Origin of the sequence: Streptosporangium amethystogenes subsp. fukuiense, from assembly GCF_042665875.1 — a bacterium.
Taxonomy (GTDB): domain Bacteria; phylum Actinomycetota; class Actinomycetes; order Streptosporangiales; family Streptosporangiaceae; genus Streptosporangium; species Streptosporangium fukuiense.
In genome coordinates this window covers 3,223,712-3,243,764 of record NZ_JBHTEE010000001.1, presented here as the reverse complement: position 1 = coordinate 3,243,764, position 20,053 = coordinate 3,223,712, and the positions used below count along the sequence as shown (strand labels likewise).

Annotated in this window: 14 protein-coding genes and 1 pseudogene; 6 read left to right on the top strand and 9 right to left on the bottom strand. The window is 71.1% G+C overall.

Translation table 11 applies throughout. The annotated features are described in order from the left end of the window. Positions 1–197 precede the first annotated feature (197 nt). The gene (locus tag ACFQVD_RS14165) at positions 198–917 is read left to right on the top strand and encodes a tyrosine-protein phosphatase (RefSeq protein ID WP_343978785.1); all 720 of its coding nucleotides are present in this window, start codon (positions 198–200) and stop codon (positions 915–917) included. A gap of 158 nt (positions 918–1,075) precedes the next feature. Here the strand turns inward: ACFQVD_RS14165 and ACFQVD_RS14160 are convergent, their stop codons facing one another. Further along, positions 1,076–1,684: a TetR/AcrR family transcriptional regulator gene (locus tag ACFQVD_RS14160; RefSeq protein WP_343978788.1), complete on the bottom strand. Its 609-nt coding sequence runs from the start codon at positions 1,682–1,684 to the stop codon at positions 1,076–1,078. A gap of 82 nt (positions 1,685–1,766) precedes the next feature. Here ACFQVD_RS14160 and ACFQVD_RS14155 point away from each other — a divergent pair, with 82 nt between their 5' ends. Further along, a complete protein-coding gene (locus ACFQVD_RS14155) occupies positions 1,767–2,507 on the top strand; it encodes an SDR family oxidoreductase (protein ID WP_364151334.1) in 741 nt (246 codons plus the stop codon). Between the two features lie 113 nt (positions 2,508–2,620). Here ACFQVD_RS14155 and ACFQVD_RS14150 read toward each other — a convergent pair whose 3' ends face one another. Further along, complete coding sequence (locus ACFQVD_RS14150) at positions 2,621–5,485, bottom strand: AfsR/SARP family transcriptional regulator (RefSeq protein WP_343973689.1); 2,865 nt, start codon at positions 5,483–5,485, stop codon at positions 2,621–2,623. A 198-nt stretch (positions 5,486–5,683) separates the two neighbouring features. Between ACFQVD_RS14150 and ACFQVD_RS14145 the strand changes: the two genes are divergently transcribed. After that, positions 5,684–6,127: a hypothetical protein gene (locus ACFQVD_RS14145; protein ID WP_343973692.1), complete on the top strand. Its 444-nt coding sequence runs from the start codon at positions 5,684–5,686 to the stop codon at positions 6,125–6,127. Positions 6,128–6,469: 342 nt separating this feature from the next. Further along, positions 6,470–8,425 (top strand): Xaa-Pro dipeptidyl-peptidase, encoded by a 1,956-nt coding sequence (locus tag ACFQVD_RS14140; protein ID WP_343973695.1) that lies wholly within the window; start codon positions 6,470–6,472, stop codon positions 8,423–8,425. A 125-nt stretch (positions 8,426–8,550) separates the two neighbouring features. On the opposite strand, the gene ACFQVD_RS14135 is transcribed toward ACFQVD_RS14140, so the two are convergent. From ACFQVD_RS14135 to ACFQVD_RS14115, 5 genes are all read right to left on the bottom strand, one after another. After that, on the bottom strand, positions 8,551–9,804 hold the full coding sequence (locus ACFQVD_RS14135; RefSeq protein ID WP_343973698.1) for an MFS transporter: 1,254 nt from the start codon (positions 9,802–9,804) through the stop codon (positions 8,551–8,553). 124 nt (positions 9,805–9,928) lie between these two features. Continuing rightward, positions 9,929–10,735 carry an MBL fold metallo-hydrolase gene (locus ACFQVD_RS14130; RefSeq protein WP_343973701.1) on the bottom strand — a complete coding sequence of 269 codons (807 nt, stop codon included), beginning with the start codon at positions 10,733–10,735 and terminating at the stop codon, positions 9,929–9,931. A 147-nt stretch (positions 10,736–10,882) separates the two neighbouring features. Further along, positions 10,883–12,340 carry a DHA2 family efflux MFS transporter permease subunit gene (locus tag ACFQVD_RS14125; protein ID WP_343973705.1) on the bottom strand — a complete coding sequence of 486 codons (1,458 nt, stop codon included), beginning with the start codon at positions 12,338–12,340 and terminating at the stop codon, positions 10,883–10,885. Between the two features lie 476 nt (positions 12,341–12,816). Beyond that, on the bottom strand, positions 12,817–14,430 hold the full coding sequence (locus ACFQVD_RS14120) for an amidohydrolase (protein ID WP_343973708.1): 1,614 nt from the start codon (positions 14,428–14,430) through the stop codon (positions 12,817–12,819). A gap of 122 nt (positions 14,431–14,552) precedes the next feature. Continuing rightward, complete coding sequence (locus ACFQVD_RS14115; RefSeq protein WP_343973711.1) at positions 14,553–15,953, bottom strand: NAD(P)/FAD-dependent oxidoreductase; 1,401 nt, start codon at positions 15,951–15,953, stop codon at positions 14,553–14,555. A gap of 177 nt (positions 15,954–16,130) precedes the next feature. Between ACFQVD_RS14115 and ACFQVD_RS14110 the strand changes: the two genes are divergently transcribed. Then, entirely contained in the window at positions 16,131–17,162 is a 1,032-nt protein-coding gene (locus ACFQVD_RS14110) for a GNAT family N-acetyltransferase (protein WP_343973714.1), read from the top strand. A 136-nt stretch (positions 17,163–17,298) separates the two neighbouring features. On the opposite strand, the pseudogene ACFQVD_RS14105 reads toward ACFQVD_RS14110, so the two are convergent. Then, a pseudogene (locus ACFQVD_RS14105) lies at positions 17,299–17,865 on the bottom strand (Clp protease N-terminal domain-containing protein); the annotation flags it as partial. A 188-nt stretch (positions 17,866–18,053) separates the two neighbouring features. Here ACFQVD_RS14105 and add point away from each other — a divergent pair. After that, complete coding sequence (gene add, locus ACFQVD_RS14100) at positions 18,054–19,088, top strand: adenosine deaminase (RefSeq protein ID WP_343973717.1); 1,035 nt, start codon at positions 18,054–18,056, stop codon at positions 19,086–19,088. A 144-nt stretch (positions 19,089–19,232) separates the two neighbouring features. On the opposite strand, the gene pgl is transcribed toward add, so the two are convergent. Continuing rightward, on the bottom strand, positions 19,233–20,006 hold the full coding sequence (pgl, locus tag ACFQVD_RS14095; protein ID WP_343973720.1) for a 6-phosphogluconolactonase: 774 nt from the start codon (positions 20,004–20,006) through the stop codon (positions 19,233–19,235). Positions 20,007–20,053 lie beyond the last annotated feature (47 nt).

Genomic DNA, 20,053 nt, shown 5'->3' with positions numbered 1-20,053 from the left:
CGGCGACGGCGGCCATGCCGACCGCACCTCTGCCCGGTGTGGCCGACCGGGCGATTCAGGGATGACTCGCCCCAGATCAGGTGTGAGGTGTGCTCTCGTCGGAGGTACCCGTACGGGAGAAGGTGCGGGAAACGAACTACAGGTACCTGGCGGTCGTCATATCAGGAGCATCTGGACTTCGGCGGTGGGGAGAAAGCATGCTCGTCGATCGTCACCTTGACTGGGACGGCTGTTACAACGTCCGGGACCTCGGCGGTTTCCGGACCGGGGAGGGGCGGGTGACCCGCCGGGGCGCCGTCGTCCGTTCGGACAGCCCTGACCGGCTCACCCCGGCGGGCTGGTCGGCGCTCGCCGCGTACGGCGTCCGCACGGTCGTCGATCTGCGCAACGACGAGGAACGCCAGGCGGTCGCCGAGGCTCGCCCGATCGGGGTCGACGTCGTACACGCCCCGCTGGACGACCTGGCCGACACCGAGTTCTGGGAGGTCTGGGGGCAGGGGCTGCAGGGTACGCCGCTCTACTACCGGCCCTTTCTCGACCGTTTCCCGGAGCGGTGCGCCGCGGCCGTCGCGGCCGTCGCCCATGCCAGGCCCGGCGGCGTTCTCATCCACTGCGCCGTGGGCCGTGACCGCACCGGGCTGATCACCCTGCTGCTGCTCGCCCTGGCGGGCGTCGCGCACGAGGAGATCGCCTCCGACTACGAGCTGAGCGCCGACCGCCTGAGGCCGCTTTTCGCGACGCTGGGCGTGGCCGACCAGGGGCCGATCGTCCGGGAAGTCCTGCTGCGGGAGAACACCTCCGTCCGCGCGGTCGTTCTCGCCACCTTGGAGTCGCTGGACGCCGACGCCTACCTGCGCGCGGCGGGCCTGGGCTCCGGTGATCTCGCGGCCGTCCGGGCCAGGCTCCTCACCGGATAGGAGCGCGGGTCCGGTGGGGGCCGGCGCCGTTTTCTGGGCGGACGCGGCCTCAAGGGTCGAGACGATGGAGAAGAGAGTGCCAGATATCGCCCGTAAGGTGGAACGAGGGCTTCAATCAGGCTTTTCCAGGTGAGAAGTGCCGGTGGCCTGAGCACGGATCAGGGGCGGCCGATCCCGGCCAGCAGGTTCCTGACGAGGGCCTCGGCGAACTCGTCGGTGAGGGGCTGGTCGGGGATGAGGAGGCGGTGGTAGCAGGCGCCCCAGAGCTGGTCGACGACCACCTCGGGATCGACGTCCTCGCGTAGCCGCCCGCGCTCCTTGGCGCGCTCCAGCGCCTCGACGGCGAGTGCTCTGCGCGGTGCCGAATAGCGTTCGCGAAGGAGCGCCGACAGCTCGGGATCGGTCTGGGCGTGGCCGATGAGCTCCGGCATCACGCGCCCGGCCCGGGTGTCGCGCATCAGGTGGACGAAGGCGCGCAGCTGCGCGGTGAGGTCGGCGGCGATGTCGCCGGTGTCGGGAAAGGCCAGGGTGGGGCCGACGGCGTCGAAGTAACCGTCGAGTGCCAGCGCCCCCTTGGACGGCCACCACTTGTAGAGCGTCACCCTGCTCGCGCCCGACAGGGCCGCGACCTTCTCGATGGTGAAGGCGGCCATTCCCTCGGTGAGCAGGAGCTCACCGGCCGCGCGCAGGACCTCGCGGCGCACCTCGGCGGCCGGGCGGCGTCCGCGTCCGCGACGGGCGGGTTCGGGGGCCTGCTGCGTCACCATCTACCTCCTGAAATATATGGACATTGTGTTTACATTCATATATATACTTAGTGTACACAAATTCCTGAGGGAGTCGTCGATCATGAGCAGCACAGCAGCCCGCGTCGCCATCGTCACCGGAGGCTCACGCGGCATCGGACGCCAGGTCGTGGCCCGGCTCGCCGCCGACGGATACGCGATCGTGGTCAACTACGCGAGCAACGACGCCGAGGGGCGGGCCGCCGTCGCGGAGGCCGTCGGCAGGGGTGGCCAGGCGATCGCCGTCCGGGCCGACGTCGGCGACCCCGAGGCGGTCGCCGCGCTCTTCGACGCCGCCGAACAGACCTTCGGCGGCGTCGACGTGGTGGTCCACGCCGCCGGGATCATGAACCCGCCGACCCCGCTCGCCGAGCTCGACCTGAACGTGCTGGACCGCGTGCTGCGCGTCAACGTACGTGGCACCTTCGCCGTCGCCCAGCAGGCCGCACGGCGGCTGCGCCGAGGGGGAGCCCTGATCACCTTCTCCACCTCGGCCATCGGGCTGGCCCTTCCCGGATACGGCGCCTACGCCGCGTCCAAGGGGGCCGTCGAGGGCCTGACCCTCATCCTGGCCCGCGAGCTGCGCGGCAGGGACGTCACCGTCAACACCGTCGCCCCCGGGCCCACCGCCACCGACCTCTTCCTGAAGGGCAAGGACGAGGAGACCGTCGCCAGGCTTGCCGCCCAGCCGCCACTGGAGCGGCTGGGCCTGCCCGCCGACATCGCCGAGGCGGTGGCCTTCCTGGCGGGCCCCGCCCGCTGGGTCAACGGCCAGGTGCTCCGGGTCAACGGCGGAATCGTCTGAACCCGGAACGGCTTACCCGAGGAAGACCGTCCTTCTCACCGGGGCGTTCGGCCAGGTCCGCCGCCGAGCGGTTCGACCGGCCCACGGGGCCCGAGCGGGTGGGCGACACTCTGTCACGGGGGCGCGCAGACGAGGCCGATGACGTTCTCACGCCTGGCCCCCCGCTCGAAGGCCGCGGTGTAGGCGCGCGTACCGAGTGCATGCCGCACCAGGTGGCCGGCCTCGGCGTGGGCGTCGTGAAACGGTCGCAGTCCGATGAGCGCCACCCCGGTCGTGCGCCGCAACCGGTGCGCGGCGCCGAGCAGTTCGGCGGCGTGGTCGTGCCGACCGGTGGCGGCGATGGCCCAGGCGAGCGCCTCAAGACCCCATACGGGCCCCCAGCGGTCGTCGATGTCGTACTGGCGGCGCAGCGAGTCGCGGAAAAGCGCGGCGGCCCGTACCGGGTCGCCGTGGCGCAGCTCCGCGAGACCGAGGCCCCACAGCGCCCAGGAGTAGGCCCAGGCCCCGCCGAGCGCCTCGGCGTCGGCCAGGTAGGCGTCACCGGCGGCGACGGCGGTGTCCCGGTCACCGAGGAAGGCGCAGGCCATGGCCCAGAGCATCGTCGCCATGTGGGCGTCACCGGTCGCGCCGTCCGCCAGGAACCGGTCCCTCGCCCGCGCCAGCAGCGGGATGGACCGCGGATCCCCGTGGATGAGCAGCACGTGGGCGCCCTCGACATAGGTGACGGTGGCGGGGGCGTCACCATCGGGGAACCGCGAGGTCAGACGGCGGCAGCGGGTCAGGAACTCCTCGGCGCCCCGCCTGTCGCCCTGGCAGAGGGCGATCCAGGCGGCCAGGGCCACCGCGCCGATCTGGAGCGGGTCCGGCGGGCGCGGAGAGAGCGCGAGCCCGCGCTCCAGCCAGTGGCGGCCCTCGCCGATGGTGCTGCTGAAGAACCAGAACCGGGTCCGGGTGAGGTTGGCGGTGATCTCCAGTCCACTACGGGCCTCGCCGGGTTCGGTGACGCAGAAGTCCAGTGCCGTCCGGAGGTTCGGCAGTTCCTGCCGCAGCCGCGACAGCCACTCGACCTCGCGGGGACCGCACCAGTCGGCCGCGGCCCGTGCGACGGTGCTCCGGTAGTGGTCACGGTGGCGTCGCCGCACCGCGGTCTCCTGACCGAGGTCGACCAGACGCTGCCTGCCGTACTGGCGGATGGTCTCCAGCAGGCTGTAACGCGTCCTGCCGCCCCGGGTGCTCACGACCAGGATCGACTTGTGCGCCAGGGACGCCAGAACGTCGATGACGTCGTGGCGGTCGATGCCCGCGCCGGAGCACACCGACTCGGCCGCCTCCAGGTCGAACCCGCCGGAGAAGACCGACAGCCGTGCCCAGAGCAGCCGCTCGTGCTCGGTGCACAGGTCGTGGCTCCAGCCGACGACGCCTCCCAGAGTCCGGTGATGGCGGGGCGTGTTCTGGGCGTCGTTGTCGGCCAGCAGCCGGAACCGGTCGTCGAGCCGGTCGAGGATCTCCTCCGCCGAGAGCGTCCCCAGCCGGACCGCCGCCAGCTCGATCGCCAGCGGGACACCGTCCAGCCGTCCGCACAGCTGTGCGACGACACCGCGGTTGTGTCGCGTGATCCGGAAGTCCGGGGCGGAGGCCGCGGCGCGGTCGGCCAGCAGGGTCACCGCCTCGTAGCGGGTCAGCGGCGGCTCGGTCTCCTCGCTCGGAGGGGTTACGGGCGGTACGGCGAGGGGTGGCACCGCCAGGACGTGCTCGCCCTGGACGCCGAGCCGCTGCCGGCTGGTGGCCAGCACCCGCAGGCCGGGCACCGCGCGCAGCAGCACGGTCACCAAGGTCGCGGCCGCCCTCACCATGTGCTCGCAGTTGTCCAGCACCAGCAACGTCCTGCTGTCACGCAGACGCTCGATCAGGATGTCCACGCAGGGGCGCGCGGACTGGTCGCGGATTCCGAGAGCCTGCGCCACCGTCCGGTCGAGCAGTCCGGGCTCGGTCAGCGGGGCGAGGTCGGCGATCCACACCCCGTCAGGGAAGGCGGGCGACACCTGCGCGGCCAGCCGCAGCGCCAGCCGGGTCTTGCCCACTCCGCCCACCCCGGTCAGCGTGACCAGGCGGCTGGTCTCCAGCCGCCGCCCGGCGTCGGCGAGCTGCCGTTCCCTGCCCACGAACGTCGTCATCTCACTGGGGAGATTGCCGGAGGGCCCCTTGGCGGTGAGTGCGGGATCGTTGTTGAGAATCCGCTGGTGCAGCTCCCGCAGTTCCGCGCCGGGATCGACGCCGAGTTCCTCGGCGAGGATCTCCCGGACGGAGTGGTGGCAGCGCAGGGCCTCGGCCTGGCGCCCCGACCGGTAAAGCGCCAGCATTCGCTGTGCCCAGAACCGCTCCCGGAGCGGATGCGCGGCGGTCAGCCTCCGCAGTTCGGGGAGCACCTCCTCGTGGCGGTCCAGCGCCAGGTCGGCCTCGATGCGGGACTGGAGCGCGTCCAGCCTGCGCTCGGCCAGCACCGGCGCGACCTCGCGTCGCAGCGTCTCCGACGGGATGTCCTGCAGCGGTTCCCCGCGCCACGATCGCAGCGCCTCTGCCAGCAGCGCCGACGCCGCCTTCATGGAGCCCGCCGCGGCCGCGGTCCTGGCGCGGCCGGTCAGGGTGTCGAAGCGGTGCAGGTCGAGTCGGTCGCCGTCCACCCTGAGCAGGTAGCCGCGCGGGCAGGTCAGCAGGGGACCGTCATCCCCGGCGCACCCCAGCAGGTGCCGGCAGCGCAGCACGTAGTTCTGCAGGGTGTTCCGGGCACCGCGGGGCGGGACCTCTCCCCACAGGTGGTCCATCAGCGTCTCGACGGGGACCGTCCTGTTGGCGTCGAGCAGCAGTGACACGAGCAACGTCCGCAGCTTGGCCGCCCGGATCGGCACGGGAACACCGTCTCGCAGCACCTCGAACGGCCCCAGAACCCTGAACTCGAAACCCGAGCCTGCCGTTTCCACCACCCAATGTAATCACAATGTTTCTCTCCGCGATCGGGTGTGTACGTCAAGTGCGCCCCGGATGCGCGGCGAGCGACCGGTGACGGGCGCCGAGGGGTGAGCGCGAGGTGACCGGCGAGTGAGTGGCCGGCGGCACGGTGTGCGGTGACGGCGGGGCGACGCGCCCGGCTGGTCTTCACCCGACAGGAAGGGCACCTCATGTTCAAGTGTGTAACCGGGATCGTGGCGGCGGTGATCGCGGCGGCGGTGATGCTCACCGCCGCCCCCGCTCCCGCCGGCGCGGCCTCGTTCTCCCGGGAGCTCGCGGCCGTGGCACAGGCCGCGGGCGTCTCGGAGGAGACCGCCTACTCCATGGCGGTGTCGCTGGTGAGCAGCGACCCGGAGGACGAGTACCGCTTCCCCGACGAGGAGTTCCAGGACGCCCCCCGCTCCTGGAGCGCGGTCCTGGCGTTCGTCAAGAGGTTCTGGCGTCAGATCGTCGACGCGGCCAAGGCCGCCGGTGAGTGGGCGTGGTGGAAGGCGGGCAAGTGCGCCACCGGCGCCGTGACCGAGGTCTGGAACAAGTTCGGCGGAGACCTGACCGATCCGGAGGCGGTACTGGCCGTGGCCGTCTACGGCTGCCTGAAGGGCCTGCGCGGCTGATCGTCTCGTCTGGCGGGTGGCGCCCCCGATCGACGGATCGGGGGCGCCACCCGTTGGTCTGCGCCCGGGGCGTTGGTGACGACGGGGAGCCGGTAGAAGGGAGTTCCGCGCCCACCGGGTGGCCGGGCCGGATGGGCTCGCCGCATACTCTGCGGCGTTCGAGCCGCCGAGATCTAGCTCGATATGTGTCGAAATTGTAGTGATCGAGACAGGGGACCCATCCATAGACATTTCGTACTTCCTGCCCATAACATCAAGCCTTCTTGGGGCAGTTTTTACTGTCCCTTGACCTTTGGTCGGGGCCTTTCCCGCCCCGCGCTGATCGTTCGGGAAGGTTTGTCGATGTCTGTAACACGCCTGGTGACGGGTTCTGGGGCGCCAACCGCCCTCCGCAGCCCGAGGTCGGCACGCCGCGGCGCCGCGGCGCTGGGTCTCGCCGCCACCATGACCTTCGCCGGGGTAGCGGCGACCTCGGCCCCCGTCAGCGCGGCCGCCGATCCCGCCGTCGGACCGGTCTTCACGGACGGCATGGCCCAGCCGGTGTTCTCGACGAACCGCAACGACTGGCTTCGCGAGGAAGTGTGGGTCGAGACCCCGATCGACAGTGACGGCGACGGACGGAACGACCGGGTGCACGCCGAGGTCACCCGCCTCCGGGAGACGGAGACGGCCGGTTTGAAGTCGCCCGTCGTGTACGAGGTCAGCCCCTACTACGCCGGCGGCAACTCGGTCGCGAACCACAACGTCGATCACGAGCTCCACGAGGCACTCCGTCCGGGCAAGGGCTGGATGAACCGCGGTGGTTCGACGAAGGACCCGGCGACCGACGAGCGGCTGGCCGCCGCCGGCGTGGCAGGCGTGGCCGAGGGGGACGAGGCCGTCACGGGCACCGGCCCGCAGCCCGCGATCAGCACCAGCCACGAGTCCAACTGGCTGCCTCGCGGTTTCGCGGTGGTCCACGCCGAGTCGCTGGGCAGCGGTAAGTCCGACGGCTGTCCCACCACCGGTGGACGCAACGAGACCATCGGCGCGAAAGCGGTCGTCGACTGGCTGAACGGTCGCGCGAAGGCCTACGACGCCACCGGTAGGGAGGTCAGCGCCACCTGGACGACCGGCAAGGTCGGCATGATCGGCACCTCGTACAACGGCACCCTGCCCAACGCGGTCGCGAGCACCGGCGTCGAGGGACTCGAGGCCATCGTGCCGATCTCGGCGATCTCCAGCTGGTACGACTACTACCGCGCGAACGGTGCCGTCGTCGCCCCGGGCGGCTACCAGGGCGAGGACGCCGACGTGCTCGCGGAGTACGTCTACACCCGCGCGGACAGGCAGATCTGCCGAAGCGTCATCGAAGATCTCGCCAAGGAGCAGGACCGGGTCACCGGCGACTACAGCGCCTTCTGGGACGAGCGCAACTACCTGAACGACGTCGACAAGGTCCGCGCCGCGACGCTGGTCGCGCACGGGCTCAACGACTGGAACGTCAAGACCAAGCACGCCGCGCAGTGGTACGAGGCGCTCAAGGCGCGGGGAGTGCCGCACAAGATCTATCTGCACCAGGGCGGGCACGGCGGTTCCCCGAGCGTCAACGTGCTCAACCGCTGGTTCACCCGCTACCTGTGGGACCAGCAGAACGGCGTGGAGAACGACCAGCGGGCGCTGATCCAGCGCGAGAACAGGACGCTGGTGGAATACCCCGAGTGGCCGGAACCGACCGCGGCGGACACCGAGCTCAACCTGGCGCCCGGCACGGACGGTGCCGCCGGTGTCCTCACCGGCGACAAGACCCGCCTGGGCAAGCCGGTGACCGAGACGATCGTCGACGACGCGTCGAAGCGGGCGCTGACCCTCGCCGACGCCGTGACGTCCCCCAACCGCCTGGCCTACAAGTCAGGGGCGCTGACCGACGCGGTCCGGCTCAGCGGCACGCCGCAGATATCACTGCGGATGTCCTTCGACCAGCCGGCCGCCAACGTCACGGCGCTGCTCGTCGACTACGACCAGAACGGCAAGGCGAAGATCATCACCCGGGGCTGGACGGACCCGCAGAACCGCACGTCGATCTCGAAGACCGAGCCGGTCAAGCCGGGCAGCCCCTACCGCCTCGACTTCGACATGCAGCCGCACGACTACGTGTTCGCGGCGGGACACCGCATCGGCATCGTGCTGCTGTCGAGCGACTACGAGTACACCATCCGGCCCACCCCCGGCGCGACGCTGCACCTCGACACGACGAAGAGCACGGTCACGCTGCCGCTCGTCGGCGGGGCGGCCGCGTTCACCGCGGCGAACGGCTGACCCGAATACCCGCGGAGCTGAGCGGGCCGCCAGGCGGCGGCCCGCTCAGCTCCGCGGGTACCGGAAACCCGGCCGGATCCTGACGTGAAGGTCGCTGGGATCACCTCACCGCCGGATCTCCGGCCTCATGAGACGGTGGGCGCCGACTGCTCGGGGGCGGGGCGGCGAATCGGGGTGAAGAGCGCGGTCGTCGCGATCAGCAGGCAGGCGGTGCCGGCCAGGAGGCAGATCACGGTGACGCCGTAGCCGCCCGCGCCCCAGGTCAGGACGGCCGCGCCCACCGGGCCGAGGGAGAAGTGGATCGTCCAGAACGCCGAGGTGACGCGGCCGAGCAGATGATCCGGGGTCACCTGCTGGCGCAGGGACATCGAGCAGATCCCGGCCACGCTGACGCCGCAGAGGTAGACGGCCATCAGGGCGGCGATCACCGGGACGCGCCCGGAGAGGCCGACGCCCGCCATGGCGAGCCCGCTGGTCGCGAGGGCGCCGATCCAGGTGACGCCGAAACCGAGCCTGCGGCGGACGGGCGCGACGAGCACGGCGCCGGCGATCGTGCCGGCCGCGGCGACCGCGAGGACCGTGCCGACGGTGCCGTCGGAGTGACCCAGGTCGTGTTTCAGGTGGTAGATCAGAACGTCGGTCATGCCGAGCGTGAAGAAGATGAAGAAGGAGAGCAGGATCGTCAGGGAGCGCAGCACCGGGTGCCGCCAGAGGAACCGGGCACCGGCCAGCAGTTCCTGCCAGGGCTTCTGGCGCGCCGGCGCGGGCGCGCCGGCCTCGGGCCGGTTGAACCGGACGAAGTACAGGCCCGCCGCCGACACCGCGAAGCTCGCCGCGTTGATGGCGATCGCCGCGGTCGGGCCGAACTGTCCGGAGACCACCCCGGCGAGCAACGGGCCGCCGACACCGGCCGCCGCCGCGGTCGCGTAGAGCCGCCCGTTCGCCTCGGTGATGCGGTCGCCCTCGACCAGGTTGCGCACCGCGGTCACGTAGGTGACCTGGAAGACCATCCCGATCGCCTCGCTGAGCGGCAGCACCACGTACAGCAGCCAGACCTGGGGGCCGAACGCCCAGACGAGCGGGATGAGCCCGTACAGCACCAGGCGGGCGAGGTCGCAGCAGATCAGCAGGGTCCGCCGGTCGAGCCGGTCGGCCAGGATCCCGGCGAAGATCCCGGCGCAGATCGACGCGGCACCGGCCACGCCCGTCAGCAGGCCCATCTGCGCGACCGACCCGGTCACGTTCAGCACCAGCAGCGGAATGGCGATGTAGGCGAACGAGTCCCCGGCGACGGAGAGCGTCTGGGAGACCCAGAAGACGTTGAAGTTCCGGTCCCGCCACAGCGGGCGCGCGCTTTCTGCTTCCTCTGGTTGCGGCATCAGGGGACTATCCCTCACCGTGGGGGATCTTTTCCAGCGGTTAACCCCGTTCTCCGCGTCGTCGCAGGTCGGGGACCATTGGTGATCATCCCAGGTCGATCGGGGGCACGTGCGGCGTACGGAGTCAATCGTCCAGGGCGAAGGACAGGTAGCGGTCGGCGGAGCGGCGGACGGCCTCGGCGCCGTCGGTGTGCACGATCCGCTTCCACCAGCCGCCGTAGACGCGGTCGAAGGCGTACGGCTCCAGCAGCGACAGGGCGCGGCGGATCGTGGCGGGGCGTTCGGGGATCAGGTTGGGGTAGCTGTACATGAAGCTGACCCAGCGGCGGTCGGCCACCACCTGGAGGATGTCGCCGGAGAACAGCGCGCCCCGGCCGTCCTCGGCGTCACGCCAGTGCATGACCTGGCCGCCGTCGAAGTGCACGCCCGCGTTGACCAGCGTCACTCCTTCGAGGATCTCGCAGGTGCCGCCCTCCCAGAAGACCACCGACTCGTCGGGGCGGGCCACCCAGTCGCGGTCGGCCGCGTGCAGGTGGATCGGCGCGTCGAAGGCGTGCGCCCACTCGACCATCGAGCCGTAGAAGTGCGGGTGGCTGATCGCGATGGCGTCGATCCCGCCGAGCTCGCCGACCTGCCTGATCAGCTCGTCGTCGAGGTGGGTGACCATGTCCCACAGCACGTTGCCGGCCGGGGTACGGACCAGCAGGGCACGCTGCCCGATGGCGGTGGCGGGGTCGGTGCCGATGCCGACCACCCCGGTGCCCTCCTCGGCGAGGTGCGCCCGGTGCCCGCTCTCGCGCAGCTGGTCGAGAGAGGTCCAACGCTGGCCCTCCCAGCCGACGTACTGCCGCTCGTCCTCACAGATCGGGCAGTCATCCCGCGCCGCGGCGTACTGGACCCCGCAGGTGACGCAGATGGGCAGATCGTTCACGACGTCCTCCGCTGATCGGCTGTTCGGGAATGCTACGGCGGCGGTGGGGCCGGACGGCCCGGGACCCGCGGGACCCGGGCCTCACTCTCGATCATCGACGCGAAGTCGCCTTCCCCCGGTTCGCACGCTCGCCGGCCTCGCCGTGGCTCAACCGGCGTCGCGCCCTGCGGCGGCTTGCGGCACAGACCGGGGGCGGCGTACGAACAGCGCCGTGACGAACACCAGCACACCGAGCACACCCGCGACGACAAAGGCCGTGTGCAGGCCTGCGGCGTCGGGGGCGCCGGACGCGTGGGTGGTGCCCAGGGACGCCACGGTGACGAACATGGCGGTACCGAACGCGCCCGCGACCTGCTGGAGCGTGGACAGGATCGCGCTGCCGTGCGAGTAGAGGTGTTCGGGCAGCGCGCCGAGCGACTCGGTCATCAGGGGGGTCATCATCGCCCCGAGCCCGGCCATGAGCAGCACATGGATGCCGATCACCAGGGCCAGCGGCGAATCCGGTCCGAGGGCGGTGAACAGCCACAGCGCCACCGCTGTGGCCAGTGCGCCGGGAATCACCAGCGGGCGGGCGCCGAAGCGGTCGAACAGTTGCCCCACCGGCCGTCCCAGCAGGCCGAGGACCAGCCCGCCGGGGAGCACGGCCAGCCCGCTGACAAACGTACTCGTGCGCAGGACGGTCTGGAGATACAGCGGCAGCAGGATCGCCGAGACCGCCAGCAGGCACATGAACAGCAGGGCGCTCAGGGTCAGCGCGACGACGAAGGCGCGGTGGGTCAGCGGGCGCAGGTCCAGCAGCGCCCGGTCCTGGCGCTGCAGCCGGAGTTGGCGTACCACGAACCCGGCGAGGGCGACGGCACCGACCGCGATGGGGATCCACGGCGCCACCAGGTGGCCGCCGCCGGACTCGCCGACGGAGGAGAGGCCGTACAGGATGCCGCCGAAACCGACGGCGGACAGCGGCACGGACAACACGTCCAGCGGCACCGTGCGCGTCTCGCCGCCCAGCCGCATCCGGACGGCGCCGAAGGCCAGTGCCAGCAGGGACAGCGGTAGTACGAGCCAGAACATCCAGCGCCAGCCCAGGGAGGACAGCACCGCGCCGCCGACCGTCGGCCCGATCGCGGGAGCCACGGCGATGACGATGGTGATCGTGCCCATGGTCGCGCCGCGTTTGGACACGGGGACCAGACGCATCACCGTGGTCATCAGCATCGGTAGCATGACCGCGGTGCCGCAGGCCTGCACGACGCGCCCGGCCAGCAGTACGGCGAACCCCGGGGCGAGCGCGCTGATCAGGGTGCCCGCGCTGAACAACGTCAGCGAGACCAGGAAGATCTGCCGAGGGGTGAATCGCTCGAGCAGGAAACCGGTGGTGGGGATGACCACGGCCATGGTCAGCAGGAAACCACTGGTCAGCCACTGCGCGGTCGTGGTGGCGACGCCGAGGTCGACGCTGAGGTCGCGCAGCGCGACGCTCAGGACCGTCTCGTTGAGGATCATCACGAAGGCCGATGCGACCAGCGTGGCGATCATCATCATGGCCCCCTTGGGAACCGCGGCGTCGCCGGTGCCCCGGGACTCGTCGACCGCAGTGTCGTTCACCGACTGGGGAAACGCGGAAATGATGTACCTCGCAAGCAGAAGGGGCCACCGACGGGAACTTGGGGGAGAGCCGGGCGTGGCGGAGCGGAACGGTCGGACAGCGGGCTGGGGGAATCTCCGCGCGGTCAGCGGAGGCGGGAGACAACGGGAATCTCACACAGACGACACCGTCATGAGGCGGACATCGCGTTGAACCGTCCCAGCAGCGCTCCCAGGGCGTTGGCGTCACCCGGGTCCCAGGAAGCGAAGAGCAACCATGACATTTTAGGTTATCGCCCGCAAATCATTTTTCCGGGCCGGGCTGCTCCGGGCCGTCAGCCCGGAGCAGCCTGGAGCAGCCCGCTGTCCTCGCTCGATGGAACCCCGCACGCCGAGACCGGTCGCGGGTCTCGTGAAGCCGCTCCCTCAGGGGAGCGGAGGAGCCACCGCCGTTGCCGTCGAGGGGGACGACCGCCGCGCTCCGTGTCGTTTCCGGGTCAGCGCCGGTAGACCTGCTCGCCGCCGACGAAGGTCATCGCGACCTTCGTCCGCCAGATGTCGGCCTGCGGCTCGGTGAACGGGTCGCGGTCCAGGACGACCAGGTCGGCGCGGTTGCCGGGGACGACGGTGCCGGCGTCGTCGTCGTGGTTGATCCGGGCCGAGCCGGCGGTGTAGGCGGTCAGCGCGGTGGCCAGGTCCAGACGCTGGCCGGGCAGGAACGGGGTCTGCGCCGTCGGGTAGTCCGCGTGCAGTGAGCCGCCGGGCTCGGTGCGGTTGACGGCCACGTGCATGCCCTGGAACGGGTCGGCGACCGAGACCGGCCAGTCGCTGCCCGCGCAGAAGCGGGTGCCCGAGCGCAGCAGGTCGGCGAACGGGTACTGCCACGAGGAGCGCTCCTCGCCCAGGAAGGGCAGGGTCAGCTCGTCCATCTGGGCGTGGTGGGTGGCCCAGAGCGGCTGCAGGTTGGCGGTCACGCCGAGCTCGGCGAAGCGCGGCACGTCCGACGGCTCGACGATCTGCAGGTGCGCGATGTGGTGCCGGTTGGCCGGGTCGGTCCCCTCGAAGCTGTCCAGCGCCTCGCGGACCGCCCGCTCACCGATGGCGTGGAAGTGGACCTGGAAGCCGTGCCGGTCCAGCTCGGCGACGTACTCCTTCAGCAGCGTGGGATCCACGTAGGACAGGCCGGTGCCGCCGCAGCGGCAGTAGGGCTCGATCACCGCGGCGGTGAAGTTCTCCGCGATGCCGTCCTGCATGATCTTCACCGAGGTGGCGCGGAACCGCTCCAGGCCCGTGGCCGACTCGCGCCGCTCCAGCAGTTCGGGGATCTGCTCGGCGCCGCGGGTCCGGTCCCACCACAGCGCGCCCACGACGCGGGCCCGCAGCGCGCCGGAGGCCGCCGCCGAGACGTACGTGGACAGCTGGTCGTCGTAGCCCGCGTAGGAGCCGACGATGGCGTCCTGCCAGCCGGTGATGCCGAGGGAGAACAGGTGGTCCTGGGCCGCCAGCAGCGCCTCGTGCAGGTCCGCGGCGCTGGGACGCGGGGTGAGCAGGCCGACCAGGTCCATCGCGCCCTCGTGCAGCACGCCGCTCGGCGTGCCGTCGGCGTCGCGCTCGATCCTGCCGTCGGCGGGGTCGGGGGTGTCGCGGGTGATCCCGGCCAGTTCCAGGGCCCGGCTGTTGACCCAGGCGGCATGGTGGTCGCGCTGGATCAGATAGACCGGGCGGGTGACGACGTCAAGATGGGAGCGGTGTGGGAGGCCGCCGGGAAAGGCCGACATGTCCCAGCCGCCGCCGTCGATCCACTCGTGGCCGGGGTGGGAGTCCGCGTAGGCGACGATTCTCTCCATGTACTCCGGCAGGCCGTAGACCTCGGACAGGTCGCACCTGGCCCGCTCCAGGCCCGCCTGCACCGGGTGGATGTGCGCGTCGGTGAACCCGGGGGTCAGCAGGCGGCCGTCCAGGTCGACGACCTCGTGGCCGGGGGCGGCCAGTCGTACGACGTCGGACTCCGCGCCGACGGCGGCGATCCGGCCGTCACGGACCAGCACCGCCTCGGCGAACGCGTCGGCGGCGAGGAAGACCCGGCCGCCCCGGAAGAGCAGGTCGCGCACTGTTGCACCATCCTTCTGTCGGTGGCCCGGAGGCCGCTGACGCTCCGGGGTGCCGCTTGATCACCTACACTGCACGCTGGACCGGCCGAGGTCCAGCGTGAGTTTCGCCGGGCGTCCGGCGCTCAGCGTCCGGTGATGGAGTCGGCGACGCGGGCCAGCACCGAGGTACGGCCGAGTCCCGCCTTCTCCCTGGCGTCGGCCCGCCGGTAGAGGTCGTACATGGTGTGCACGCCGATCCATCGCAGCGGTTCCACCTCCCAGCCCCGTACCTTGCGGTCCACCCAGGGCAGGGAGGCGAGCTCGGTGTCCTCGCGCAGGATCAGGTCGCGCAGGGTGCGGCCGGCGAGGTTGGTCGTGGTCACCCCGTGGCCGGTGTAGCCGCCCGCCCAGCCGATGCCGGTGGCGTGGTCGACGTGCACGGTGGCGCACCAGTCGCGCGGCACGCCGAGCACCCCGGACCAGGCGTGCGCCACCTTCGAGGCCCTGACCGCGGGGAACATCCCGGTCAGCAACTCCCAGAGCGCCTCGATCGTCCATTCGTGGGTGCGGCCCCGCTCGTCCACCCGGGAGCCGTAGAGGTAGGGCTTGCCACGCCCGCCGAACGCGATCCGGCCGTCGGCGGTGCGCTGGGCGTACATGTAGTAGTGCGCCATGTCGCCGAGCAGCTCGTGGCCCTCCCAGCCGATCTCGTCCCACAGCCCGCCCAGCGGCTCGGTGACGATCATCGAGCTGTTCATCGGCAGCCAGGCGCGGTGGTACTGCTTCAGTTCGGCGGTGAAACCCTCGGTGGCGCGGATGACGTAGTCGGCGCGGACCGTGCCGTGCGGCGTGCGGGCCTCGCGCGGGGCGATCTCGGTGACCGGGGTGTGCTCGAAGATCTTCACCCCGAGGTCCCGCACGGTCTGGGCCAGGCCGCGAGCCAGCTTGGCAGGCTGGATCCTGGCGCAGTGCGGGCTCCAGATCGCGCTGACCGCGCCGGCTACCCGCAGGCGCTCCTCCCGCTCCGCCGGATCGAGCAGCCGCACGTCGTCCTCGGTCCAGCCCCAGTGGCGCTCGTGGGCGAGCAACTGGTGCAGCCGCCGGTCCTGGGCGGCGTTGGTGGCGACCGTGGTGACGCCGCCCTTGACGATGTCCGCGTCGATGTTCTCGTCCTCGGCGATCGTGATGACCTCGTCGATCGCCTCGAACATCACCCGCTGCAGCCGCTTGGCCGCGTCCGCGCCGTGCGTCCTGGCGTAGCGCTCGGGGGTACCGGCCAGCTCGCCGACCAGCCAGCCGCCGTTGCGCCCTGAGGCGCCGTAGCCGGCGAACTCCTTCTCCAGCACCACGACCCGCAGGGCGGGGCTGGCCTTCTTCAGGTAGTAGGCGGTCCACAGGCCGGTGTAGCCGGCGCCGACGATGGCCACGTCGGCGTCGAGGTCGCCGCCGAGGGGAGTGCCGGCCGTGGGGATGCCCAGGGAGCGGTACCAGAAGGAGACGTCTCCGTTGACGAAATCCCCAGCCAGGGGAACACGCGTGCTCATGGCCTCATATCCTGCTATATCCGTCTATTGTGATGCGCCTGCCAACGGAAACCGTTGCAGAAAAGCAGTCCTGCCACGTAATGAGTGATCCGCCAGATGTAACGGCAGGCTCACTCATGTGTAGCAGTCCCGTAACAGGGTCAGGTAAGGCTATCCCTCAACAGAGGGAGCATTCTGATGGGGTTTCTGAGGATTCGTACTACCGTTGACGAGCGGCCGGGGCGTCTCGCCTCGCTGGCCGCCGCGCTCGCCGCCAAGGGCGGCAACATCCTGGGCCTGAGCGTCCAGACCGACGCGGACGGCACGGTCGACGAGTTCGTCACGGACATCCCCGCCGGTGCCGAGGCGGTGCGCGAGGCTCTGGAGGCGGCCGGCGGACGCGAGGTCCTGGTCGTCCCCGCCACCGCGCACGAGTTGACGGACGAGCCCACCCGCGTGCTCCTGCTCGCCTCCCGGCTGCGCACCACCCCCTGGCGGCTGCCCGAGCTGCTCGGGGAGTTGCTGCGCGCCGACGACTCCCGCTGGGTCTATGGTGCCGAGATGAGCGACCTCCCGGACCCCACGCTGCTCACCGTGCCCGTGGCCCCGCGCCGCGCGATCAGGGTGCGCCGGGCCGAGCTGCCCTTCACCCTGACCGAGGCCGCCCGCGCGGCCTCCTTCGTGCGGCTGGCGCAGCCCCCCGCCGAGCAGTCCGGCACCGACCGCGACATCACGCTCTCCGACGGCGTCGAGGTCCAGGTCCGCCCGCTCACCCGGCTCTACCGCGAGGCCGTACGCGACCTGCACGACCGCTGCTCACCCGAGGCCCGCAGGTTCCGCTACTTCACCGCGATGCCCGTGCTGCCGCCGAAGGTCTTCGACCGGCTCTGCGACCGCACGAAGGGCTACTCCATCGTCGCCGGGTACGACGGCCAGGTCGTCGGCCTCGCCAACCTGATGTTCACCCCCGATCCGGGCATCGCCGAGATGGCCTTCCTGGTCGAGGACCGCTGGCAGGGCAGGGGATTGGGCGCCGCACTGGCCCAGATGCTCGTCGGCCAGGCCCGGGACCTGGGCTTCGCCGAGGTCAGGGCCACCCTGCTCGCCGACAACGTGCGGATGCGCAGGCTCCTGGTCTCGCTTGGCGCGACCCTGAGCCAGACCGAGGACCCCGGCGTGGTGGAAGCCAGGCTGGCCGTGGGAGTGATGGCGACGGCATCCCCGAGTTGAACCCATCATTCGGCCTCCCCGTTTCGGGATCGCTCAGGGGTCCCGAAACGGGGAGGGCCCACTCCTGTGCTGATCCGGGTGTTCCCCCGGGTCCTCAGGGAGCCTGCTCCTTCGGGGGGCCCGACTCTCCGGGTGCGTCGGCGCCTTCGATGGCGTCCAGCCTGCGCTCGATCCGGTCCAGGCTCTCCTGGATGCGCTCCAGTCTGGCCGAGAGCGACGCGCCCATCACCGGAAAGCCCTCCTCGGCGGTCACCGCGAGGTCGGGGCCGCGCCGCCCGAGCAACGTGATCACCTGGGCGCGTACGGCGTCCAGGCGCGCCCCCCGCCCGGCCAGCACCCGGGCGGCCACGCCCTCGCTCTCGCGGATCAGACCGAGCAGGATGTGCTCGGTGCCGATGTAGGTGTGGTGCAGGCCGAGCGCCTCCCGCAGCGACAGTTCGAGCACCTTCTTGGCGTGCGGAGTGAAGGGGATGTGGCTGCCGGGGGTCTCGTCACCCCTGCCGATGATCTCCTCCACGTCGTTCCTGACCTGCTCGCCGTCGATGTCCAGGGCCCGCAGGGCGCGGCCGGCGACGCCGTCCCGCTCAAGGACCAGGCCGAGCAGGATGTGCTCGGTGCCGATGTGGTCGTGGCCGAGCCTGCGGGCCTCCTCCTGGGCCAAGACCACGACGCGGCGGGCACGGTCGGTGAAGCGCTCGAACACTGTGAGCCTCCGTGAGGGGTGTCGAGGTGCTTGCCCCCACTATGCGCCAGACGTCCGGTGCACGGGAGGAAAAGCTCCGGCGAAATTCTCGCGCTGTCCGACATTCGCCGTTTTAATCGTACATTTTAGTGTTAGATTTGCTGGAAATGGCTTTCGTGCCGGGGGAGGGGATGCGTAGGGTCCTCCGCATGACGATCGACGCGTTCATCGACGCCCTCCCCAAGGTCGAACTCCACGTCCACCTGATCGGCTCCGCCTCGCCCGCCACCGTGCTGGAACTCGCCCGCCGCCACCCCGGCGGGGGCGTTCCCACCGGCGAGGAGGAACTGCGCGCGTTCTACCGGTTCCGCGACTTCCCGCACTTCGCCGAGATCTACCAGGCGATCAACGCCCTGGTCCGCGAGCCCGAGGACGTGGCGACCCTGGTGCTCGGCCTGGCCGCGGACCTGGCCCGGCAGAACGGGCGCTACGTCGAGCTGACCGTCACCCCGTACGCGCACCACATCATGGGCATGCCGATGCGGGAGGTCACCGAGGCACTCGACCTGGCCTCCCGGCGCGCCCACGAGGAGCACGGCGTGCGGATGGCATACATCTTCGACATTCCCGGCGAGTACGGCGTCGAGGCGGCCCGGGTCACCCTGGACCACGCGCTCGAAGAACCTCCCCGGGCGCTGGTAGGTTTCGGGCTGGCCGGGATCGAGCAGGAGCGTCCGAAATATCGCGACGCCTTCCGGGACGCCTTTCGCGCGGCCACCGCCGCCGGGCTGCGCAGCCTGCCGCACGCGGGCGAGATGAGCGGCCCGGAGACCATCTGGGAGGTCCTCGACCACCTGGGCGCCGAGCGGATCGGCCACGGCATCGCCTGCGTGCAGGACCCCCGCCTGATCGCCCACCTGCGCGAGACGCAGATCCCGCTGGAGGTCTGCCCCACCTCCAACGTCTGCACCGGCCAGATCGCCCGCATCGAGGAGCACCCGCTGCCCCGCATGATCAAGGAGGGCCTGTTCGTCACCCTCAACAGCGACGACCCGCCCATGTTCGCCACCACCCTGAGCGACGAGTACCGCGTCGCCGCCGAACATCTGGGCCTGGACCGTGCCACCCTCACCACCCTGGCCCGCAACGCCGTCGAGGCCTCCTCCATGGACCCGGCGGGCAAGAAGGAGATCCTCGACGAGATCGACGCCCTCACCACCCAGCCCTCCGGGACGGCGCCCTGACAGCTCATGACGACCGTCTCGACTCGCGATAGGCGCGCCGTCGCAGCGCGGCCTCACGGAGCACGGGTGCCTCGTCCGGCCCGTCGAGCGAGGCGACCACGGCGGTCGACACGGGCCGGACCGAGGTGAAAGCGGGGACCGGGATCAGGGGGAGGAGATCCGGCCCAGGGAGGAGGGGATCTTGGAGGCGGCGGCCCGGTCCAAAAGGAAGAGGGTCCGCCGGCTACCCCGGGCACCGGCCGCGGGGACCTGCATCGTTCCCGAGTCCGACAGTGCCAGCCGTACCGCTCTCGCCTTCTCCTCACCGGCGGCGATCACCCACACCTCGCGGGAGCCCTGGATGACCGGCATCGTCAGCGAGACGCGGGTGGGCGGCGGCTTGGGCGAGCCGTGCACCGCCACCACCGGACGGGTGTCGTACAGGGCGGGCAGGCCGGGAAAGAGCGAGGCCACATGGCCGTCCGGGCCCATGCCGAGCATCATGAGGTCGAACGACGGCGCCGGGCCGTGGTCCTCGGGGCGCGAGGCCCGGCGGAGCTCCTCCGCGTAGGCGTCGGCCGACTCCTCGGCGGTCATGCCCGAGTCGGGGCCGCGCATCACGTGCACCCGCTCGGGGTCGAGGTCTATGTGGTCCAGCAGGGCCTTGCGGGCGCCGGTCTCGTTGCGCTCGGGGTCACCGGCCGGCAGGAAACGCTCGTCGCCCCACCAGATGTCCACCTTGCGCCAGTCGACGGCGTCCCTGGCCGGGGAGGCGGCGATCTCGGCGAGGGTGGCCAGGCCGACGGTGCCGCCGGTCAGGACCAGCTGGGCCGATCCCTTGGCCGCCTGGGCGTCGAGGGCACGGATGATCACCCGGGCGGCGACGGCCTTGGCGAGCACGTCGGCGTCGCGATGGATGATCACAGTGGGAACGCTCACGAACTTCTCTTTCGAAGAAAGGCACCCCGCGGCAGGCCGCGGGGCGC